At 41.8% G+C, this 17,175-nt stretch carries 17 protein-coding genes; 3 read left to right on the plus strand and 14 right to left on the minus strand.

Annotated features, from left to right (window positions below):
• Window positions 1-13: 13 nt before the first annotated feature.
• The 5 genes from UB51_RS14390 to hemE form a co-directional block, all read right to left on the minus strand.
• Complete coding sequence (locus UB51_RS14390) at window positions 14-742, minus strand: glycerophosphodiester phosphodiesterase (protein WP_044877885.1); 729 nt, start codon at window positions 740-742, stop codon at window positions 14-16.
• A 44-nt stretch (window positions 743-786) separates the two neighbouring features.
• The gene (locus tag UB51_RS14395) at window positions 787-2,211 is read right to left on the minus strand and encodes a CapA family protein (RefSeq protein WP_044880170.1); all 1,425 of its coding nucleotides are present in this window, start codon (window positions 2,209-2,211) and stop codon (window positions 787-789) included.
• Window positions 2,212-2,324: 113 nt separating this feature from the next.
• Window positions 2,325-3,749, minus strand: a complete 1,425-nt coding sequence (gene hemG / locus UB51_RS14400; protein WP_044877886.1) for a protoporphyrinogen oxidase — start codon at window positions 3,747-3,749, stop codon at window positions 2,325-2,327.
• Entirely contained in the window at window positions 3,749-4,696 is a 948-nt protein-coding gene (hemH, locus tag UB51_RS14405; RefSeq protein ID WP_044877887.1) for a ferrochelatase, read from the minus strand. The genes hemG and hemH overlap by 1 nt, the downstream gene beginning before the upstream one ends.
• Before the next feature lie 40 nt (window positions 4,697-4,736).
• A complete protein-coding gene (gene hemE / locus UB51_RS14410) occupies window positions 4,737-5,792 on the minus strand; it encodes a uroporphyrinogen decarboxylase (RefSeq protein ID WP_044877888.1) in 1,056 nt (351 codons plus the stop codon).
• A 196-nt stretch (window positions 5,793-5,988) separates the two neighbouring features.
• On the opposite strand from hemE, the gene UB51_RS14415 reads away from it, so the two are divergent.
• Entirely contained in the window at window positions 5,989-7,200 is a 1,212-nt protein-coding gene (locus UB51_RS14415; RefSeq protein WP_044877889.1) for an MFS transporter, read from the plus strand.
• 230 nt (window positions 7,201-7,430) lie between these two features.
• On the opposite strand, the gene UB51_RS14425 is transcribed toward UB51_RS14415, so the two are convergent.
• Both UB51_RS14425 and UB51_RS14430 read right to left on the minus strand, forming a co-directional pair.
• Window positions 7,431-8,579, minus strand: a complete 1,149-nt coding sequence (locus UB51_RS14425) for an oxidoreductase family protein (RefSeq protein WP_052675944.1) — start codon at window positions 8,577-8,579, stop codon at window positions 7,431-7,433.
• A 212-nt stretch (window positions 8,580-8,791) separates the two neighbouring features.
• Window positions 8,792-9,424 carry an O-methyltransferase gene (locus UB51_RS14430; protein WP_044877891.1) on the minus strand — a complete coding sequence of 211 codons (633 nt, stop codon included), beginning with the start codon at window positions 9,422-9,424 and terminating at the stop codon, window positions 8,792-8,794.
• 192 nt (window positions 9,425-9,616) lie between these two features.
• Here UB51_RS14430 and UB51_RS14435 point away from each other — a divergent pair, with 192 nt between their 5' ends.
• Entirely contained in the window at window positions 9,617-10,768 is a 1,152-nt protein-coding gene (locus UB51_RS14435; protein ID WP_144407023.1) for a THUMP domain-containing class I SAM-dependent RNA methyltransferase, read from the plus strand.
• Between the two features lie 191 nt (window positions 10,769-10,959).
• Window positions 10,960-12,912, plus strand: coding sequence for an LTA synthase family protein (locus UB51_RS14440; RefSeq protein WP_082063315.1), 1,953 nt, complete (start codon window positions 10,960-10,962; stop codon window positions 12,910-12,912).
• Window positions 12,913-12,971: 59 nt separating this feature from the next.
• Here the strand turns inward: UB51_RS14440 and UB51_RS14445 are convergent, their stop codons facing one another.
• The 7 genes from UB51_RS14445 to UB51_RS14475 form a co-directional block, all read right to left on the minus strand.
• Window positions 12,972-13,247 carry a hypothetical protein gene (locus UB51_RS14445; protein WP_044877894.1) on the minus strand — a complete coding sequence of 92 codons (276 nt, stop codon included), beginning with the start codon at window positions 13,245-13,247 and terminating at the stop codon, window positions 12,972-12,974.
• A gap of 107 nt (window positions 13,248-13,354) precedes the next feature.
• Window positions 13,355-13,576 (minus strand): DUF1450 domain-containing protein, encoded by a 222-nt coding sequence (locus UB51_RS14450; protein WP_044877895.1) that lies wholly within the window; start codon window positions 13,574-13,576, stop codon window positions 13,355-13,357.
• Window positions 13,577-13,605: 29 nt separating this feature from the next.
• Window positions 13,606-13,908, minus strand: coding sequence for a HesB/IscA family protein (locus tag UB51_RS14455; RefSeq protein ID WP_044877896.1), 303 nt, complete (start codon window positions 13,906-13,908; stop codon window positions 13,606-13,608).
• 146 nt (window positions 13,909-14,054) lie between these two features.
• Entirely contained in the window at window positions 14,055-14,306 is a 252-nt protein-coding gene (locus UB51_RS14460) for a hypothetical protein (protein WP_044877897.1), read from the minus strand.
• A gap of 123 nt (window positions 14,307-14,429) precedes the next feature.
• Window positions 14,430-15,629 carry a M14 family metallopeptidase gene (locus UB51_RS14465; RefSeq protein WP_044880172.1) on the minus strand — a complete coding sequence of 400 codons (1,200 nt, stop codon included), beginning with the start codon at window positions 15,627-15,629 and terminating at the stop codon, window positions 14,430-14,432.
• 186 nt (window positions 15,630-15,815) lie between these two features.
• Complete coding sequence (racE, locus tag UB51_RS14470) at window positions 15,816-16,628, minus strand: glutamate racemase (protein WP_044877898.1); 813 nt, start codon at window positions 16,626-16,628, stop codon at window positions 15,816-15,818.
• A gap of 145 nt (window positions 16,629-16,773) precedes the next feature.
• Entirely contained in the window at window positions 16,774-17,133 is a 360-nt protein-coding gene (locus tag UB51_RS14475; protein WP_044877899.1) for a YtxH domain-containing protein, read from the minus strand.
• Window positions 17,134-17,175: the final 42 nt, after the last annotated feature.

The raw sequence follows: 17,175 nt of genomic DNA on the forward strand, positions 1-17,175 counted from the left end.
GCCACAAATATTTTCATGGATTCATGGTTTTGTTCCATACATCTGGACAATTCGTGCAGATCATTATCTCAGGGTGGATAGACGCTATTCGCTTCATCCCTATTGTCTTATCAATCGTCCAGGCCATGACCTGGATCCCTTCACTAATAAGGAGTGTGGTTAAACTTGAATCTAAGTGGGAAGCTCCAATGGATAAAAAGGAACATTCTAGATCTATAAGTTGCTTCACCAGATCAAGCGGTCTTCGATCGATAATTAGGCCCGTTTTAAAGGAGGCATTTAATGCTTTCGCTTTTCTCAAAGATTCCACTTCAAATGAAGTCAATACGACATCATTCTCCATCTTGTAGTAAGAAACCCTCTCCATCACAGCTTGCTCTAAGCCAGGATACATGTTGCCCGTTGTCTTCAACTCAATATTTAAATTTAGTCGTCCACTAGTCAATTTCAACACTTCATCTAGCGATGGAATTCTTTCTCCTTCAAAAGCTCGCCCTTTCCATTGTCCAGCGTCTAACTGTGCAAGTTCTGCCCACGTCTGATCCCTCACATTTCCGTGTCCATTCGTTGTCCGATCTAAAGTGAAATCATGGATCACAACAGGTACACCGTCAGAAGAGAGCTGCACATCAATCTCCATCCAATGAACATAAGATTGTTCCATCGCCAAGGTTATGGCTGCTAGCGTATTCTCAGGTGCCTTACTAGAGAACCCTCGGTGAGCTACACATAGGTTATTCATAAATTGTACCCTCCTATATTTCCATAAGAAACTTAAAGGACAAATCAAAGACCTGACTTCACCGTACCATCTTTACTTATGGTAACATTACCGACTGAGATATTTTGTACTTCTTTCATTAGTTTCTCTCCATCAGCAGCTAACATCGGTACGGGTTGACCTATTTCAGCGTGAAACGGAATCAGCTTCATGTCGCATTGACCCTTCTTCGTACAAGTCGCTTCGAACACAGCCGTTTTCCATGTAGCTTCTGTAGTGGACTTTGTAAATATAAAATTACCAGTACTATAGGCAATCCATTTGCCTTTATATTGCTCAAGTCCCTGAAGAACATGGGGATGTCCTCCAATAACTAAATCTGCTCCAGCATCTATGAAACTATGCGCTAGTGTGGTCTGATGAGCCTCAAGCACAGTAGCACGCTCTTTGCCCCAATGGGCCATCACAATCACGATATCTGCATTCTTACGAGCTTCGGCAACCGACTCTATCACTAAAGCAGAGTCATAAGCCTGCGCCACACCCGGAGTACTCTTACCAGCAAACCAGCTCGTCACAGGAGCGACACGGGTAGCACTAACAAAAGCAATAGTCACCCCTTTACGACTAAAATACTTAGGAGCATAAGCCTCCTCAGCATTCTTACCTGCACCTGCGTACTCAATACCGCTATTGTCAAGATATTTCAATGTATCTAATAGCCCAGTTACCCCCTGATCAAGGATATGATTATTGGCTAAACTGACAGCGTCTATGCCTGCCTGTTCAATAGCAACAAGAGCCTCTGGTGATGACTTAAAGACAAATTGCTTATCAAGTGCACCTACTCCCCCTGTTGTAACAGGCGTCTCTAAATTAGCAAAGGTCAAATCATCTTTCAGAAACAGATCCCCTAAATGTTCAAATGGATATGAATATCCCTCCTTCATCAACCGTTCCTCAACTTTACCCGAGAAGATCATATCCCCTGCAAAATGAAAGGTCAGCTTCTGACCCGAATCCGTCTTATCGTCTTCGGTATGACTTGAATCTGATGGGGGTGCGGAGTTTCCTCCCTTAGCTTCTTGTGTTTTGCCCTGTGTATCAACAGAACCCTGAGTTGAGTCATGCTCTTTTGAGGGAGCCGTATAATCAGGTTGTTCAACTTCGGGCTGTTGTTCTACCATAGATTGTTTTTCTGATGGTTCTTCAGATGGTTCTTCGGTCACCTCTACAAGTTCAGGCTCTTCTTCCGTACTTGTCAACTCTGTTGATTCAGAAGGAACTTTGGTAGACTCGCCATCAGAGACATTACTTGCTGGTGAAGACGCGGTTGAAGAAGGGGTTAAATCCTTCTCTTGATTCATTAATAAAAGGACAATGGCTATCATCGCAATGAGACTTAAATTTAATAACCCCCATGCGCGTAATTTTCGCTTCCGTCTGCCCTTCTTCTGGGCATTTCTTTTTTGAGATCTTGGTGGGTACATATTCACTCCTTCTTGGAACATGTTCGTGACTCATATCTTTCATTATATCAGGTTCTCAAGAACAAATAGAACCCCCCAGTGTAACATGGGAAGTTCTATTTGATTTCCTAATTTTAAGATTCAGAGGTTACCAATCGCATAGCTAGTTCTTTAGCCTGCTTAATACAGTCGGGTAGACCAACACCTTCGTATCCTGCTCCAGTTAGATACACACCAGGCAGTGATGAGAATAAATGATGTCTTAGTGTTTCTATGGCTTGTAGATGTCCTATTGGATACTGTGGCATAGAATGCATAAGACGCGTTATCTCTGTAAATATAGGCTTAGCAGAAATACCCACGATCTCTTTCAGGTCTTTGAGTACTAGCTCCTTCAGTGCATCGTCCGGAAGCTCAACATTCTGTTCATCCCCAGCCCGGCCTACGTAACAACCTAATAACACTTTATCATCTGGGCTTGTATGCAACCATTTCGTCGATGTCCATGTACACGATGTGATGTTGCGGCCTTCTTTGCGTGGGACAAGAAATTCTGAGCCATCAAATAAACCTGTCACTTCCGATTTAGAGAATGCCATGACTACGTTCGCTACGGATACATAGTTCACTGCATCTAATGCAACCACATCTAAATGAGGGCGTAAAAGCTCAGCAGTAACATCGTTAGGTGTGGTGATAATAACATCATCCGCCTCAATCGCTTGACCGTTATCTAACTGCACAATATAACGGCTTCCTGCTTCTAAGGACTCTTTTACAATGAGTGCACTCGCGCCTGTATTTAGGAGTTGCTCCACATCATCTAGCTGTTCCGCTAGAGCTGTCACCAACGACTGTAATCCATTACGATAAGTTAGGATTGTACTATTAGCAGTCCTTGTATCAGCCATAAGTGGCTTCTTCCCACTCATCATACCGCGAATTAAGCTACCGTATTCACGTTCCACCTCTCCGAATTGAGGAAAGGTAGCCTGAAGACTCAGATTTCCCGTTTCACCTGCATAAATCGCTGCAAGAAGTGGCTCCGCAACATTCTCCAGCGCTTCCGGCCCTAGTCTGCGCGCAATAAAATCTCCTACCGATTCATCCTCTGTACTCCGCCGTGGCGGAATTACGAAATCCATTAACGCTCGAACTTTACCACCGAATGAAATAAGTCCACTTTTTAGAAAGGGAACGATTTCAGTTGGGATACCTAATACAAGACCCGATGGCATGGGATGAAGTTTGTTGTGATGTAGAATATACGTTTTATTAGCTTCGGGATTAGTCGTAACAAGTTCAGCTTCTAAGCCTAACTCATTACTCAAATCGGTCATCGCAGTTTTACGGGCAAGGAACGAATCAGGTCCTCTCTCAATGATGAATCCATCTCGATGGAGCGTATCGATCTTTCCGCCCATAGATAACCCCTTCTCCAAGATCGTAATCCGAGGTTCAATACCCGCTTCACGATAAAATTTACGAACGTAGAAAGCGGCGCTAAGACCTGTTATTCCTCCTCCAATAATAACAATTTTGGGTGAAGTCCCGATCATTACTGTTCTCCAGTTGTTAAATTACTCATAATGGAATCCCGAAGCGTCTCCAAGTACAATGGATCACTGTTTAATGAATCAATCCTCATCAGGCGCATATCTAATTCCTTAGCCACCCCTTGAGCTTCAATATCAAGGTCATATAGAACTTCTAAATGATCAGATACGAACCCTATAGGTGCAACTAGAACGTCTTCAACCTGTTCTTTACTCAGAGTTCTCATCGTATCAAGAACGTCAGGTCCAAGCCATGGTTCGCCTGTACGACCTGCACTTTGCCATGTGAACTGCCATGACGTAACACCCGTCCGTTCAGCAATAGCCCTAGAGGTTTCCAATAGTTGCTCAGGATAAGGATCTCCCATCTTGATGATTCGTTCAGGTAGACTATGAGCACTGAACAATACCCTAACATCCTGTCGATTCGCTCCCGCTTCCTCAAATCGGTCAAGCTTCATGCTTACCCGCTCACTCAGAGCTTCGATTAATTGAGGATGGAGATGATAATTTCGTACAAAGGACATTTCAATCCCGAGCTCTGTCGCCTTTTCCTCAGCTCGCTTGATATACGTCCCTACACTCATCACTGAATAATGTGGTGCAAGTACAATACCTACCGCACGCTCAATGCCGTCCTTCTTCATCTGCTCAACACCATCTTCAATGAATGGAGATGCATGCTTCAATCCTTGGTAACAAACAAATTCAAGTTCCGAATGTTCATTAGCATGATTGAGAGCATTTTGCAGTTGGTTGACCTGCTGATTCGTATTCTCTCGAAGTGGAAAAACACCACCAACGATAGCCTCATAACGCCCAACTAAATCTTGCAGTTGCTCTGCTGTAGGAGCATTGCCTCTACGTATATGTGTGTAATAAGCCTCTATACCTTCTAAGCTCTCCGGTGTTCCATACGACATAACTAAGACACCTATCTTGGTTTTCATATCTATTTCACCTCTTGATAAAGTTAACTTCATGTAAAAATTAAACTCGTGAAACCGATTGTAAAAGGGATGCTGAGTATTCCTGCACATAAGCAGTCAGTTCTCGTAGTTTATCAAGGGAAGCCTCTGGGAACAAGCCATGACCTAAGTTAAAAATATAACCTGGTTCCTGAATACCCTCGTCAATAATAAGCTTGGCATGTTGCTTGATGACATCCATCGACGCTGTCAAAACGAACGGATCCATGTTCCCTTGCATAGCGAAACGGCTACCTGTTCGTCTGCGTCCTTCTGGTATGGATACTCTCCAATCGAGTCCCATTACATTCGTCTGAAGATTCGTAAGAGTTGGAAGTAGTTCTCCAGAGCTTACACCAGGGAAATAAATTTTAGGTACATTCAAATCGGATAATTCGGCAAAGATACGTGTAATCGTCGGAAGTACGAATTTCTCGAAATCTCGTGGTGCCAAAGCTCCCACCCAGCTGTCGAATAGTTGGAATGCTTTACCCCCATTGGCAATATGAGCTCGTACATATGTAATTACCATATCTCCAAGCTTGTCCATCAACGCATGCCATATTTTCGGTTCACTATACATGATCGTTTTGGTATGGATGTAATTTTTGGAGGGTCTTCCCTCGATTAAATAACTCGCAATTGTAAAAGGAGCACCTGCAAACGTAATCAACGGTACTTCCAGCTCTTTATCTAGAATTCGGATCGTCTCCATGATGTGGCTCAAATCTTGATCTATATCAATCGGACGAAGACGTTCCACGTCTGCCATAGATCGAATAGGATTCTCAATAACCGGGCCGATATTCTTAACAATATCGAAATCAATACCAAGTGAAGCAACCGGATTCATAATATCAGAATACAGTATGGCTGCATCCACACCAAGTTTCCGAACAGGCATTAACGATATTTCAGCTGCGAGCTCTGGCTGGCGGCATATTTCAAGTAAACTGTATTTTTCTTTAATTTTTCGATATTCAGGATCATAGCGACCTGCTTGTCTCATATACCAGACAGGTACATGATTAACATCTTGTTTGAAGCATGCTCGGATAAAAGTATCATTGTAGGTCATGACTTTACCTCCATTATTGTGAATTCTCTATCATATATTATGCCCTTTTTAAAAGTAAGTAACAACTATCACACTTTCTGTTGTCATGACAATCCTATGACATTCCCATCACAGAGCCACTTACGCGCTGTGATATACTTATATATTGTCCAACTCCCATATGTTAAACAGCTCTGTTGAAAGGACGATTACTCATATGAAACCTTGGAAAGTAAACCTCATCGTACTTTGGATTGGTCAGTTTCTAGTCAATGCTGGAATGACCATGATCACACCTTTTCTTGCCTTGTATCTAGCCCGCGATTTGGGTGTACAAGGTGAACATGCTATTGGAATATGGGCGGGTCTCATCTTTGCAGCTAATTTCCTGACTTCCTTCTTATTTCAGCCCTTGTGGGGGAAACTTTCTGATCGGTATGGACGTAAAATTATGCTACTGCGTTCTGGGTTCGGAATGGCCATTGTCATGGTCTTAATGGGATTCGCTCAGAATCCATGGCATTTACTGTTACTCCGCTTACTGAATGGTACGATATCAGGATTTAATCCTGCCTCCATTTCACTCGTGTCAGGAACAACCCCCAAAGCACAAATGGGATTTGCCATGGGTATGATGCAATCAGGCTCTGTAGCTGGCACCATATTAGGACCGCTGATTGGCGGAGTATTAGCTGACATGATCGGTTTCAGACCTATTTTCTACGTTACAGGTGCGCTTATATTTGCTGCCTCATTTCTCGCTCTGTTCATGGTAAAAGAGAACTTCAATCGTGAAGAAGCCTCTCAAACAGCACAAGTATCCGTTATTCAAGGCTTCAAGGAACTTGCGCATATCCCACAATTGTTAGCACTCTTTGCCGTTACGTTCCTGCTTCAATTCGCAATGATTAGTCCCATGTCCTTGCTTCCTCTATATGTTCAGAAGCTACATAATAATACGGCAGATATTGCACTATGGGCTGGTATGGTCACTGCTGTAACAGGCATCTCCAATATGATTACATCGCCTATTCTTGGTAAATTTAGCGATAAATTTGGTGCGCATCGTATTCTAACCTATGCCTTAATTGGGGCCGGTCTCATGCTCATTCCACAAGCCTTCGTCCAGAATGTATGGCAACTCATTGTTATTAGATTCCTGATGGGCGTATTTATGGGGGGGCTGCTGCCTAGCGTCAATGCCCTCATACGGTCATACACACCTGAAGGCATGGAGAGCAGAGCTTTCGCCTTCAATAGCAGTACACTGGCACTGGGCAACATGTTAGGTGCGCTTGTAGGTGGCTTCTTATCTGGATTCATAGGAATCGAGGGGTTATTTATCATTTCTGGGTGCCTGCTCTTAATTAATATGGTGTGGGTAAGAGCGAAACTTTACACTCGCAACAATCAATCATACTTTAGATAGATGACCGCTACGCGGACGGATTGTCCTTCCGAATCGCTGTTGCCCCAAATTTTCTTGAATATACCGCTGTTTGCGGTAAAAATTCAGGGGCAAGCGTATGCTTTCGCAGTAGCTTTCCATAGGAAAGCTTTTTGGCGAACGCTACACTTCTACACAATAATTCCGTCCTCTTCACTACGATCAGCATGTATTGCCAAAAGCCGCATCTCAAATCGGTACCTTCTTTATTTTTAAATATATTCCTTCAAATCTTCTGCTTCTTTAGCCATTTCCATTTGAATACATATTATTTTCTCAAATTGGGAGACCTTTTCTTGTAGTGTAGTATTGTTCGGCTCTTCAACTAGTTGGGCGGTCAGATAAATGAATTGTGGTACTTCCCAAACACACCTCATCGCTACACTTGTGCAATAACCATACCTCGCAATCCGTTCATCTCCCTGCCATCCTGTTTCTCTAAGCCCTTGTAAGTAATATTCAAAGATGGAATTCTTATAATCTTCGTATTTATGTTGTGGAATGTTATTCGTGCTCATATTAACTCCAAATAGCTTTCCCAAATCTTCTCCAATACCAGAAACACCCATAAATTGCCAATCGATAAGAATCAACTGATCATTCTTTGAATTCGTTTTATGTAAAAACATATTTTTTTGACTAAGATCCTGATGTGCAAGTACACGAGGCAAATGAACCAATGACTCCAACATCAAATCCACATGTTTATTGTATATTTGATACGATTTCCATATCTCATCAATATCATTATTTATCAAATGTATATAGTCATAAGGATTAGGTGCATACATCCTACTGGAGGCAACCCACGATTTAAGCCAATTTTGGCATATCCAAGATTCACTTGGTAAAGGCCTTCCCATTAAATAGGCTCCATTCGACAACCCTAACTGCTGAGCTATAAAACAATAGTCTTCCTGAGACCACAAATCATCATTCTCTCCATCTATATTTTCCATCCACAACCCTATCGTGCCGTCATCTCTATCCTCAATAAGATAGCACTCAGCGTAATTAAGTGATTTGGGTAAATCTGATAGTACATTTGATCGAAATACAAGTGCTTCTCTTTTCCAATAACTATGATGCCTAGGATCATCTTTCTCCGAACTGTCTGGTTTGATTATTTTTACAACAATGGACCACGGCACATTCTCACCATTAACATAAGCAAATCCGTGAAGTCTGTAGAGACCTGCAGTAGTAAAGTTGGGCGTTTTATAATCAATATCAGTACATCTCCAAGACGATATTTCAATATCGTGTCCTTTGAATATTTGTTTAACACAAAAAATGACATGCTTCAATTTAATATCTATACCTAACATATTTAGATCTTGTATATGCTGTTCCTGTACCATTATTGCCTCCTAATTTTTTCGATTTGGTGCTTATCAACAAATAATAGCGTTTATATTTCTATACCCACAATTATACACCTCTGCCAAAATAACAGTATAGGATCTGTATTGTTAACACACATTCGTGTCAGAAACCTTAACTTGTATAACAAAAAACGCACACCCTCAATGGCTTGAGAGCATGCGTTATCATAAAATATTGTTTACTACATCTACTTCACCCAAGAAAGGGATAATCCATCATACTCCGGTAGCAAGGTGCTAACCAGTCTGTCATCAGTCGCAATCTGCTCATTAAAGCGGCGCATAGCCTGCACGGCGGGTCCATTCTTATCTGGGTTCAATGTTCGTCCACGTAAAAAACAATTATCTCCGGCAATAACAGCTCCTGGCTCTGCCAAACTTATCGCATATTCCAAATATAACGGATAATTTTCTTTATCTGCATCAATAAAAAAGAGATTAAATTTACGCCCACTCTGCTTCAGCAATTCCAGATTCTCCGCAGCAGGTCCAATCATATATTCCACCTGTGACCCCAATCCGGCTGCTTCGAGATTCCTCTTAGCAAGGTTGGCATATTCCTCCTTTAGTTCTAATGACAATAACTTTCCGCTCGATGAAAGTCCTCTGGCTAGGCAAATACCACTGTATCCACCTAAAGCCCCAATCTCAAGGACCTTTTCAGCACGGGATGTGCGAACCAGAAATGTCAGAAGTCGACCATAGGCGTGAGCTACAGAAACTTCTGGCATTCCTCGTTCTATGATACTTTGTTTCACTTGCTGCAACTTCTCATCTTCTTGAAATAATTGGTTAACATATTCATCAGGGGTTAAATTCAACGCTTTTCCTCCTCGGGCTAACTTTCCATATAGGCATATTTGTTTTATAATTGGTGTTTGGTTAAAGGCAAGACCACAATACTAACGTAATTCATTGTATGTGTTTTACTAAAAACCAGCAAGACTAGTAAATTTATAGGTCACCGGATGCGGCTGCAAGGCGGCATTGATGGCCGGATGGGGTTGAATAGATTGTCGCACTTACAATTAATCGCAACAGCTCCGATGGGCTTGGAGTCTATTGTTGCACGCGAACTCAAAGAATTAGGCTATACAGATCTAACTGTTGAGAATGGCAGTGTCACTTTTGCCGCAGATTTTGCTGATATTCCAAGATGCAACCTGTGGCTTCGTACCTCAGATCGCATTCTTATCAAAATGGGTGAATTCACAGCTACAACATTTGATGATTTATTCGAGGGTACTAAGGCTTTACCTTGGGAGGACTGGATTCCTGTCGATGGTGAGTTCCCAGTAAATGGTCGCTCCCACCTCTCACAGCTGAGCAGTGTACCGGCTTGTCAAAGTATCGTCAAGAAAGCCATTGTTGAGAAGCTAAAGCTTACTCATAAGACAGAGTGGTTCCCTGAGAATGGTCCTAGGTATGTGATTGAAGTGAACTTACAAAAAGATAAGGCTCTCCTTACACTAGATACAACAGGTCCCTCACTTCACAAACGTGGATATCGTAGACTTGCAACTGAAGCACCTCTTAAGGAAACATTAGCCGCAGCATTGCTATTACTAAGCCGTTGGAACCCTTCTAGACCTCTCTATGATCCATGTTGCGGATCGGGTACGCTTCTTATTGAAGCCGCTATGATAGGATGGAATATTGCACCTGGACTTCGTCGCTCTTTCCCATCCGAGCACTGGAACAATGTGCCTAAGAGCCTATGGAACGATGCAAGTGAAGAGGCCTTCGACTCTGTACGCGATGATTTCCCGCTTCAACTTACAGGAAGCGATATGGATAGCCGAGCTATTGAAGTTGCCGAAGCCGCTGCTAAGAGCGCAGGACTCTCTGGTGTAATAGACTTCCAAGTGCTTCCCGCATCACAAATAAGGCCCCAAGGTGAATACGGTTGTCTTATTACGAATCCACCCTATGGTGAAAGAATGAGTGACATCGAACAAGTTGAGAAACTCATCCGTCAATTTGGGCATACAGCTGCTCATTTACCGACATGGTCATTCTTCGCCATTACACCTACGAAGCAATTTGAGCATTATTTTGGTCGTAGAGCGGATAAACGACGTAAGCTTTATAATGGACGTATTGAATGTCAATACCTGCAATTTCTAGGTCCACTACCGCCTCGGAACCCCAATCCACAGCAGTAAGGATAAACGAAGGCCTTCTCTAAAGGACGGCCTTCACTGATGAAATATTAGGAGTTGCCTACATGGCAGCTCCTAAACTATTTAACAACATAGACATCGTAATACTCATCACATTAAATTTAAGCTAATACATGTAATCGTCAAAACAATCATTATAGGAGGTCTTACCCTTGCTAAGTAATCATGCGGGGATGGGGATACACAAGAGATCTTTGTCTTCTCGTATTCTACGCTCCTCATATAACAACATCATTATTTTCATGATACTGATGTTGTACAAATTAGTGCTATTTCATTACAGTCTCCATATCCATAATATCGATATGAATCCATTGGATTATGTCATTACCATAGGTTCTCTATTGCTCGTCTCCTTCTGGACATTTGGGCTCCCCCGTCGTGGACAATCGATATCCCTTATTATCTTGAATATATTGCTTACTGCCATCTTATATTCTGATCTTGTATATTATCGATATTTCCAGGATTTCATTACGATACCCGTTCTGTTCCAGACTGGACAAGTAAGCTCACTCGGTGAGAGTATCCGATCGTTACTGTTCTTTTCAGACCTATTCTTCTTTATAGATTGGATTTTATTCATTCCATACGTCATAATTACCTTCATGAAGCGTCGCCAAACACAGTATTCTATGTATTCAACCTCCTTTGCTACAACAAGTCGAGTAAGTGGCACAATACGGGGTCGTGCGATGAAAGGTGTATTAACGTTTGTACTTGGCTTCGTCCTTACCTTTGGACCTATTAAATTTTATAGTGAGACGTGGGCTAAAGGTTTATTCGAAGGTAATTGGTGGAATATGGCTCTCTATAATGTTACGGGATTAATAGGCTTTCATGGTTACGATATTTATAGATATAGTAAAGAATATCTTGGACCAGAACCAACTCTACCTGAGGAAGAAATAACGAAGGTTAAGGAATGGTTCGATCAGAGAAACACGAATCCTACAACAACTAACCAATTATTTGGAAAATATAAAGATAGCAATGTCATCGTCATTCAAGTCGAAGCCTTCATGAATTTCATGATTGGTCAAAGTATTAATGGTCAAGAAATCACACCTAATTTCAATAAATTGATGAACGAAAGTATGTATTTCAGCAATTATTATCATCAAACCGGTCAAGGAAGAACTTCGGATGCGGATTTCTCATCACACAGTGCGTTGCACCCATTGCCGTCAGGCTCCGTATTTGTTCGCTATCCTGACCACAAGTATGATATTCTGCCAGCAATTCTACAAGAGAAGGGTTATGCTACTAATGCCTTTCATGCCTATGACAGTAGCTTCTGGAATCGTTATACGATGTATAAAGCTATGGGGTACGATCGTTTCTACAGTAAAAAAGACTTCACGATGGATGAGTCTCTAGGGTGGTCACTAGGTGATAAATCATTCTTCAAGCAATCATTAGACGATATGCAAGAGATCAAGCAACCTTTCTACTCTTTCCTTATCACCTTATCCAGTCATCATCCTTATGTCATTCCTAAGGGGAAACAAGAGCTAGACGTAGGGGAATTTACAGGGAACATCTTTGGGGATTATCTGCAATCCATACATTACGTGGATTCTGCACTCGGACAATTCGTAGAACAAATGAAAGATCAAGGATTATGGGATAATACGATCCTCTATGTCTATGGTGATCACGATAATTCTATCAAAGAAAAAGAGTATTACGAACAGTTTCTAGGCAGAGGTCTGAACGATCTGGATATGAGGCAGATTATGAATCAAGTTCCCCTTCTTGTCCATCTTCCTGATGGAAGTGAAGCAGGCACGTATCCGGATGTCGCAGGTCAGCTTGATATGATGCCTTCCATACTCCATTTACTTGGGATAGATACCACATCGTATCATATCATGGGAAATAACCTATTCAATGGTCAAGAGAGATCCGTAACTCTCCGAACGGGTGATCACACTGACAGTAACGTATATTATATTCCCTCGGCAGATGGCGTATTCGATAATGGAAGCTGCTATGATCTAAGGACACGTCAGATGACCAAAGTGGGCAGCTGTCGTGCTGGATTCGACCAAGGCAAACAAGAACTTCACATATCTGATCAAGTGATTCAATACGATCTTATTCGTAAATTTGATCAGGAATAGATAGAATTGAAACACCCCAAAGAGAGTTATCCTCTTTGGGGTGTTTCATCTTTCAGTAACTAACCTTCTATCTCAACTGAAGAAAGTGAAGCTAATCTACTTTTCTCAATCGCCAACTTTTCTTCCGTAAATTCAAGGGTTAGATCATTCGAACTTCCTTGAGCTTGCTGAATCGCTTGCTCAGTATGAGCCAAAGAATTCTCAGCCTGCTCAACAAGTTCCTCTGTTGGATGGCTCAGCGCTTGAGATACGGCATTATGAAGCCTACCTACAGCATTGTTGGCCTGAGATACTGGGGTATTAGTCTGCATACTAGTGTAACCACGTTTAGACATACTCTCATGCTCCCTTCACAACATATTCCTTACCACTCACCAACCTTAGCTTGGTTTACATGGATAGAAACTATGCACGAAGAAGAGAATCATCATTTACCAGTTGGCTATTTGATGAACGGAGCAACCTTTGCTAGTACTTCATCTTCTGTTGGTGCACTAAAATAACGACCATTAATATACACAAAGGCTCGTTTGCCACAAGGACCACAATATGACTTGCAGCCGATTTTGATCTCATCTCCAGGTGCCATCTTCTGAAGCTTCGGTACAATACTCTTAAGAGGTGCATGTCTACACTTCTCACATACTCGGATATCATTTGCCATGTTAATTCCAACCTTCTTTAGTATACAGACTAGTGATCTCCGTGATTCCCCTTAGATGGGTTGGTGATTACAAAGCCTTCTTCAGGAAAATATAGGTAGTCAATCTTAACGCCATCAAGCAAGGGCTCGCTAGGATCTAAGATCACATCGATATCTTTATCTGTCGTCACTACTTCGTCATTCTCTTGGGGAGTATCTAAATCCATGCCATAATGAGCATGATCGCCATGAGCGTGAGTCACGAGTACACGAACTTTTAATTGTTTATTCTCTTCCTTATCCAATTCCTTCTTAATGATCTTGGCAGCATTACGGGTTATCTTACAAATCATCCTGCTCCATCTCCTGTTTAGATGTGATGTACATCGAATAAACTAACTATAGACTTGTCCTTTGTTAGTTTAAACCATGATGTGATATTTACTAATTATTCATTGTAAAGAAACAGAGAGTATTCTGCAATAGCATACCTCATAAATTAACGAACCTTAATGTTAGGATATTTACGAGTCATGCGTGTTGTAAACCATCCCATCAATAGAATCGTTACTCCAATATCGTCAATTGGAAGACCAGGTAACAAATCAAGTGGCCATACCCAATACACTACCACAGGTATAAGAAACAACAGCTTGTCTCCCAAAGAAACTTGAGAAGAAATACCATACTGCCATATATTTCGAATCATGATTGAGCTATGTTTGAAGGATAATAATTTTCTCCATTTCATGCTTGTTATTCCTCCTAAAAAACATTTTAAAGAGGAAGCAATCGCCAGAAAATAACTCATACTCAGCGGCCGCCCCCTCTTATATATCATACGAAAAGGTAATGAAAATGTTTCACCTATTTTTCAGAAACTCATCAATTCTGCGATAATTATCCCAATTTCAACACTAATGTTATCAAAGCTCTCAAGGGGCAACGGGTTAATTCCAAGACCCACCTCTACGGTGAATCCTGGTTTGCCAAAATGCTGAATAAACCAATCCTTATATCCTGCGTCACTTCCCGTAAGTTTAACCGTACGATATCCACTAACTTGACTCAAGCGGCGACTCCACGACTCACTTTCTTCAGGTTCATAATCCCGATAATTCCAATATATTTCTTGTCCTTGGCTATGCAAAGAAATGACTGCATCGGGAGAAATCCGCAATGTGAAATCAGCAAGGGCTTTGGCTTCCGGTTCACTAAGTGGTGAAATACCGGGATAATCTCGGGGAGATGGCCCCTGTTTCCCCCTACGCTTCACTTCTTCTTCCCAATGGGCTGGAAATTGATCTCCTAAATCTATACCCTGTATGTTAGCTTTCCAGTGTTTGAAATCATACCGCTGACTGTTCCATTCCAATAATTGCTTATAATAAGGGTGTTCAAGCATGATCCCCTCCTGTACTAATTCAACCCCATCAGGATTTGCCATTGGCAACAACCACAGCGTACATTCTTCCAACCCTGCTACGGGGTCATATCCATTCCAGCGGTCCCCCTTATGGTAAGCGGAGACATATTCCTCAACAAACCGTAGTAAGGAGGGTGTTGTAATCCACTCATTGGCATGGAGCGCTGCATTGACATGAATCTTTCTTTTACCTGTACCTATTTGTAACATGATAAGCGATTTCCCAAGCACACTCTCCCCAATAGAGGTCGCCTTAAGACAAGTGTATTTATCCGTTAATTGTTCTATATCTTTGACCATATCGTTATATCCATACTCACCCTGAGGTTCCACAATATACTTGGATTCGGATGCGGGTAGTACTAGAATACGTCCGACCGGAAAACGGTCTCGTGAAATACCAGGATTTAATTGTTCTAGCTCCTGCTCTGGAATTGAGAAAGCTTCAGATACACTCTGAATGGTATCACAAGTCTGTATCTCATATCGGCGTCTTGGGGATGAGGGAAGAAATAACATTTGTCCTGGAATGAGATAGGGTTGTTTAGCTGACCAAGGGTTCGCATTTACAATATTGTCAAGTACAAGACCTCTTCTTGAAGCAATACGTTGCAATGTATCTCCTTTAGTAACCGTATACTGCTGCATACAATCATTCCTTTCTGCAGGCTTGTTCTTTAAGCAGCCATCCATAGGCATTGTGGTTGATTGTATGCCTATATTGTTGTCCCTCATGCTTGAAATTTAAATTAAATGTTCCTGCACCAACATTATCCAACAGTAAACAACCTTAGCCCATAAATGGACTAAGGTTGTAAAATTACTTTCTCGTTGCTATTCTTCGAACTTGGATACTTGCCAAACAACAGGCGTACGCCGAATCTGTTCACCTAACCACACATTCGCGATTTTTTTAAACATGTCACCATCGCCACTGCAAAAAAATTGGTGCACTGGGCTTTCATCACCGCGAGCAAGCTTTCCTTTGTCATATAAGATCGTACTAATCTCCCGTGCAGTTTCATCTGCCGAGCTAATCAACTTCACATGACTTCCCATTACTTCCTGAATCGTATCCATGAGAAAAGGATAATGAGTACATCCCAAAATCAAACAATCGATAGATGTTTGACGTATATTTTCCAGAGACTTCTCAACCATTTTTTTGGTTTCGGACGAACGGAATAATCCCTGCTCCACAAGTGGAACAAGAAGAGGGCATGCTTCACTCGTTACATGTACAAAGGGAGACAACTGCTTCAATGCTGCTGTGTATGCCCCGCTTCCAATTGTCCCCACCGTTCCGATGACACCCACATCACCCGTTTTGGTAGCACTAATTGCTGCCCTAGCACCAGGATGTATGACACCGATGACGGGTATATTTACTTTTTTAGATATATAAGTCAATGCCGCTGCTGTTGCCGTATTACAAGCAATAACAATCATCTTAGGTTCAAATTGAATTAAGTAATCAACAATTTGCTCCGTAAACATTCTAACCTGTTCTGATGTTCGAGGTCCATATGGCGCACGGGCGGTATCCCCGAAATAAATGATTTTTTCACGAGGAAGTTGCCTCATGACTTCTTTGGCTACGGTTAACCCACCCACACCTGAATCTAATATTGCAATTGCTTGTTGCACAAACCACCGCTTCCTTCTGTATCGAATTCTATTTTCTTACTTTGCTACTCTATGTTTAACAATAACGAAATGTACCTGCTTCACAGGAAAACAGACCTTCCTCCCCATAAATTATGGGATAAAGGTCCGCCATGTTCGAAATTCATTAAATCTCGCTATCCACTTTATCATCATCTACAGAATCAATACCCAATTGATCATCCGAGGAAGAGATATGAGCCCATTGTTCGGAACTCCCTTTGAGTTCACCCTTGCAGTGACGTAACGTTTGAATATCTTGAACTAAGGACCCTGTCTTTGTTCTTACTTTATCATATAAGTTAATCCCATGTTCACTAGCGATTCCTACCAATTGTTGCGTTTTGTCACTCACTTGGTGTGTCGTATCTACGATATCTTTACGTAATTCACTACCCGTTTTCGGTGCGAGTAACAACGCTGTAACGGATCCAACTACACTACCTAGTAGAGTTCCCCATAGGAAGCTCTTGTTCTTATCATTCATTCTATATCTCTCCTTTAGCTTAGGCTCTAGACAATGCTGTCC

Origin of the sequence: Paenibacillus sp. IHBB 10380 (assembly GCF_000949425.1) — a bacterium.
GTDB lineage: Bacteria > Bacillota > Bacilli > Paenibacillales > Paenibacillaceae > Paenibacillus_AQ.

What these genes read in the sequence shown, in the direction of transcription:
- UB51_RS14415 (WP_044877889.1), top strand. Translation starts at nt 5,989, where the DNA reads ATGAAACCTTGGAAAGTAAACCTCATCGTACTTTGGATTGGTCAGTTT.
- UB51_RS14445 (WP_044877894.1), bottom strand. Translation starts at nt 13,247, where the DNA reads ATGTCTAAACGTGGTTACACTAGTATGCAGACTAATACCCCAGTATCT.
- UB51_RS14455 (WP_044877896.1), bottom strand. Translation starts at nt 13,908, where the DNA reads ATGATTTGTAAGATAACCCGTAATGCTGCCAAGATCATTAAGAAGGAA.
- UB51_RS14390 (WP_044877885.1), bottom strand. Translation starts at nt 742, where the DNA reads ATGAATAACCTATGTGTAGCTCACCGAGGGTTCTCTAGTAAGGCACCT.
- UB51_RS14460 (WP_044877897.1), bottom strand. Translation starts at nt 14,306, where the DNA reads ATGAAATGGAGAAAATTATTATCCTTCAAACATAGCTCAATCATGATT.
- UB51_RS14440 (WP_082063315.1), top strand. Translation starts at nt 10,960, where the DNA reads ATGGGGATACACAAGAGATCTTTGTCTTCTCGTATTCTACGCTCCTCA.
- UB51_RS14450 (WP_044877895.1), bottom strand. Translation starts at nt 13,576, where the DNA reads ATGGCAAATGATATCCGAGTATGTGAGAAGTGTAGACATGCACCTCTT.
- UB51_RS14475 (WP_044877899.1), bottom strand. Translation starts at nt 17,133, where the DNA reads ATGAATGATAAGAACAAGAGCTTCCTATGGGGAACTCTACTAGGTAGT.
- hemH (WP_044877887.1), bottom strand. Translation starts at nt 4,696, where the DNA reads ATGAAAACCAAGATAGGTGTCTTAGTTATGTCGTATGGAACACCGGAG.
- hemE (WP_044877888.1), bottom strand. Translation starts at nt 5,792, where the DNA reads ATGACCTACAATGATACTTTTATCCGAGCATGCTTCAAACAAGATGTT.
- UB51_RS14425 (WP_052675944.1), bottom strand. Translation starts at nt 8,579, where the DNA reads ATGGTACAGGAACAGCATATACAAGATCTAAATATGTTAGGTATAGAT.
- UB51_RS14395 (WP_044880170.1), bottom strand. Translation starts at nt 2,211, where the DNA reads ATGTACCCACCAAGATCTCAAAAAAGAAATGCCCAGAAGAAGGGCAGA.
- UB51_RS14465 (WP_044880172.1), bottom strand. Translation starts at nt 15,629, where the DNA reads ATGCAGCAGTATACGGTTACTAAAGGAGATACATTGCAACGTATTGCT.
- hemG (WP_044877886.1), bottom strand. Translation starts at nt 3,749, where the DNA reads ATGATCGGGACTTCACCCAAAATTGTTATTATTGGAGGAGGAATAACA.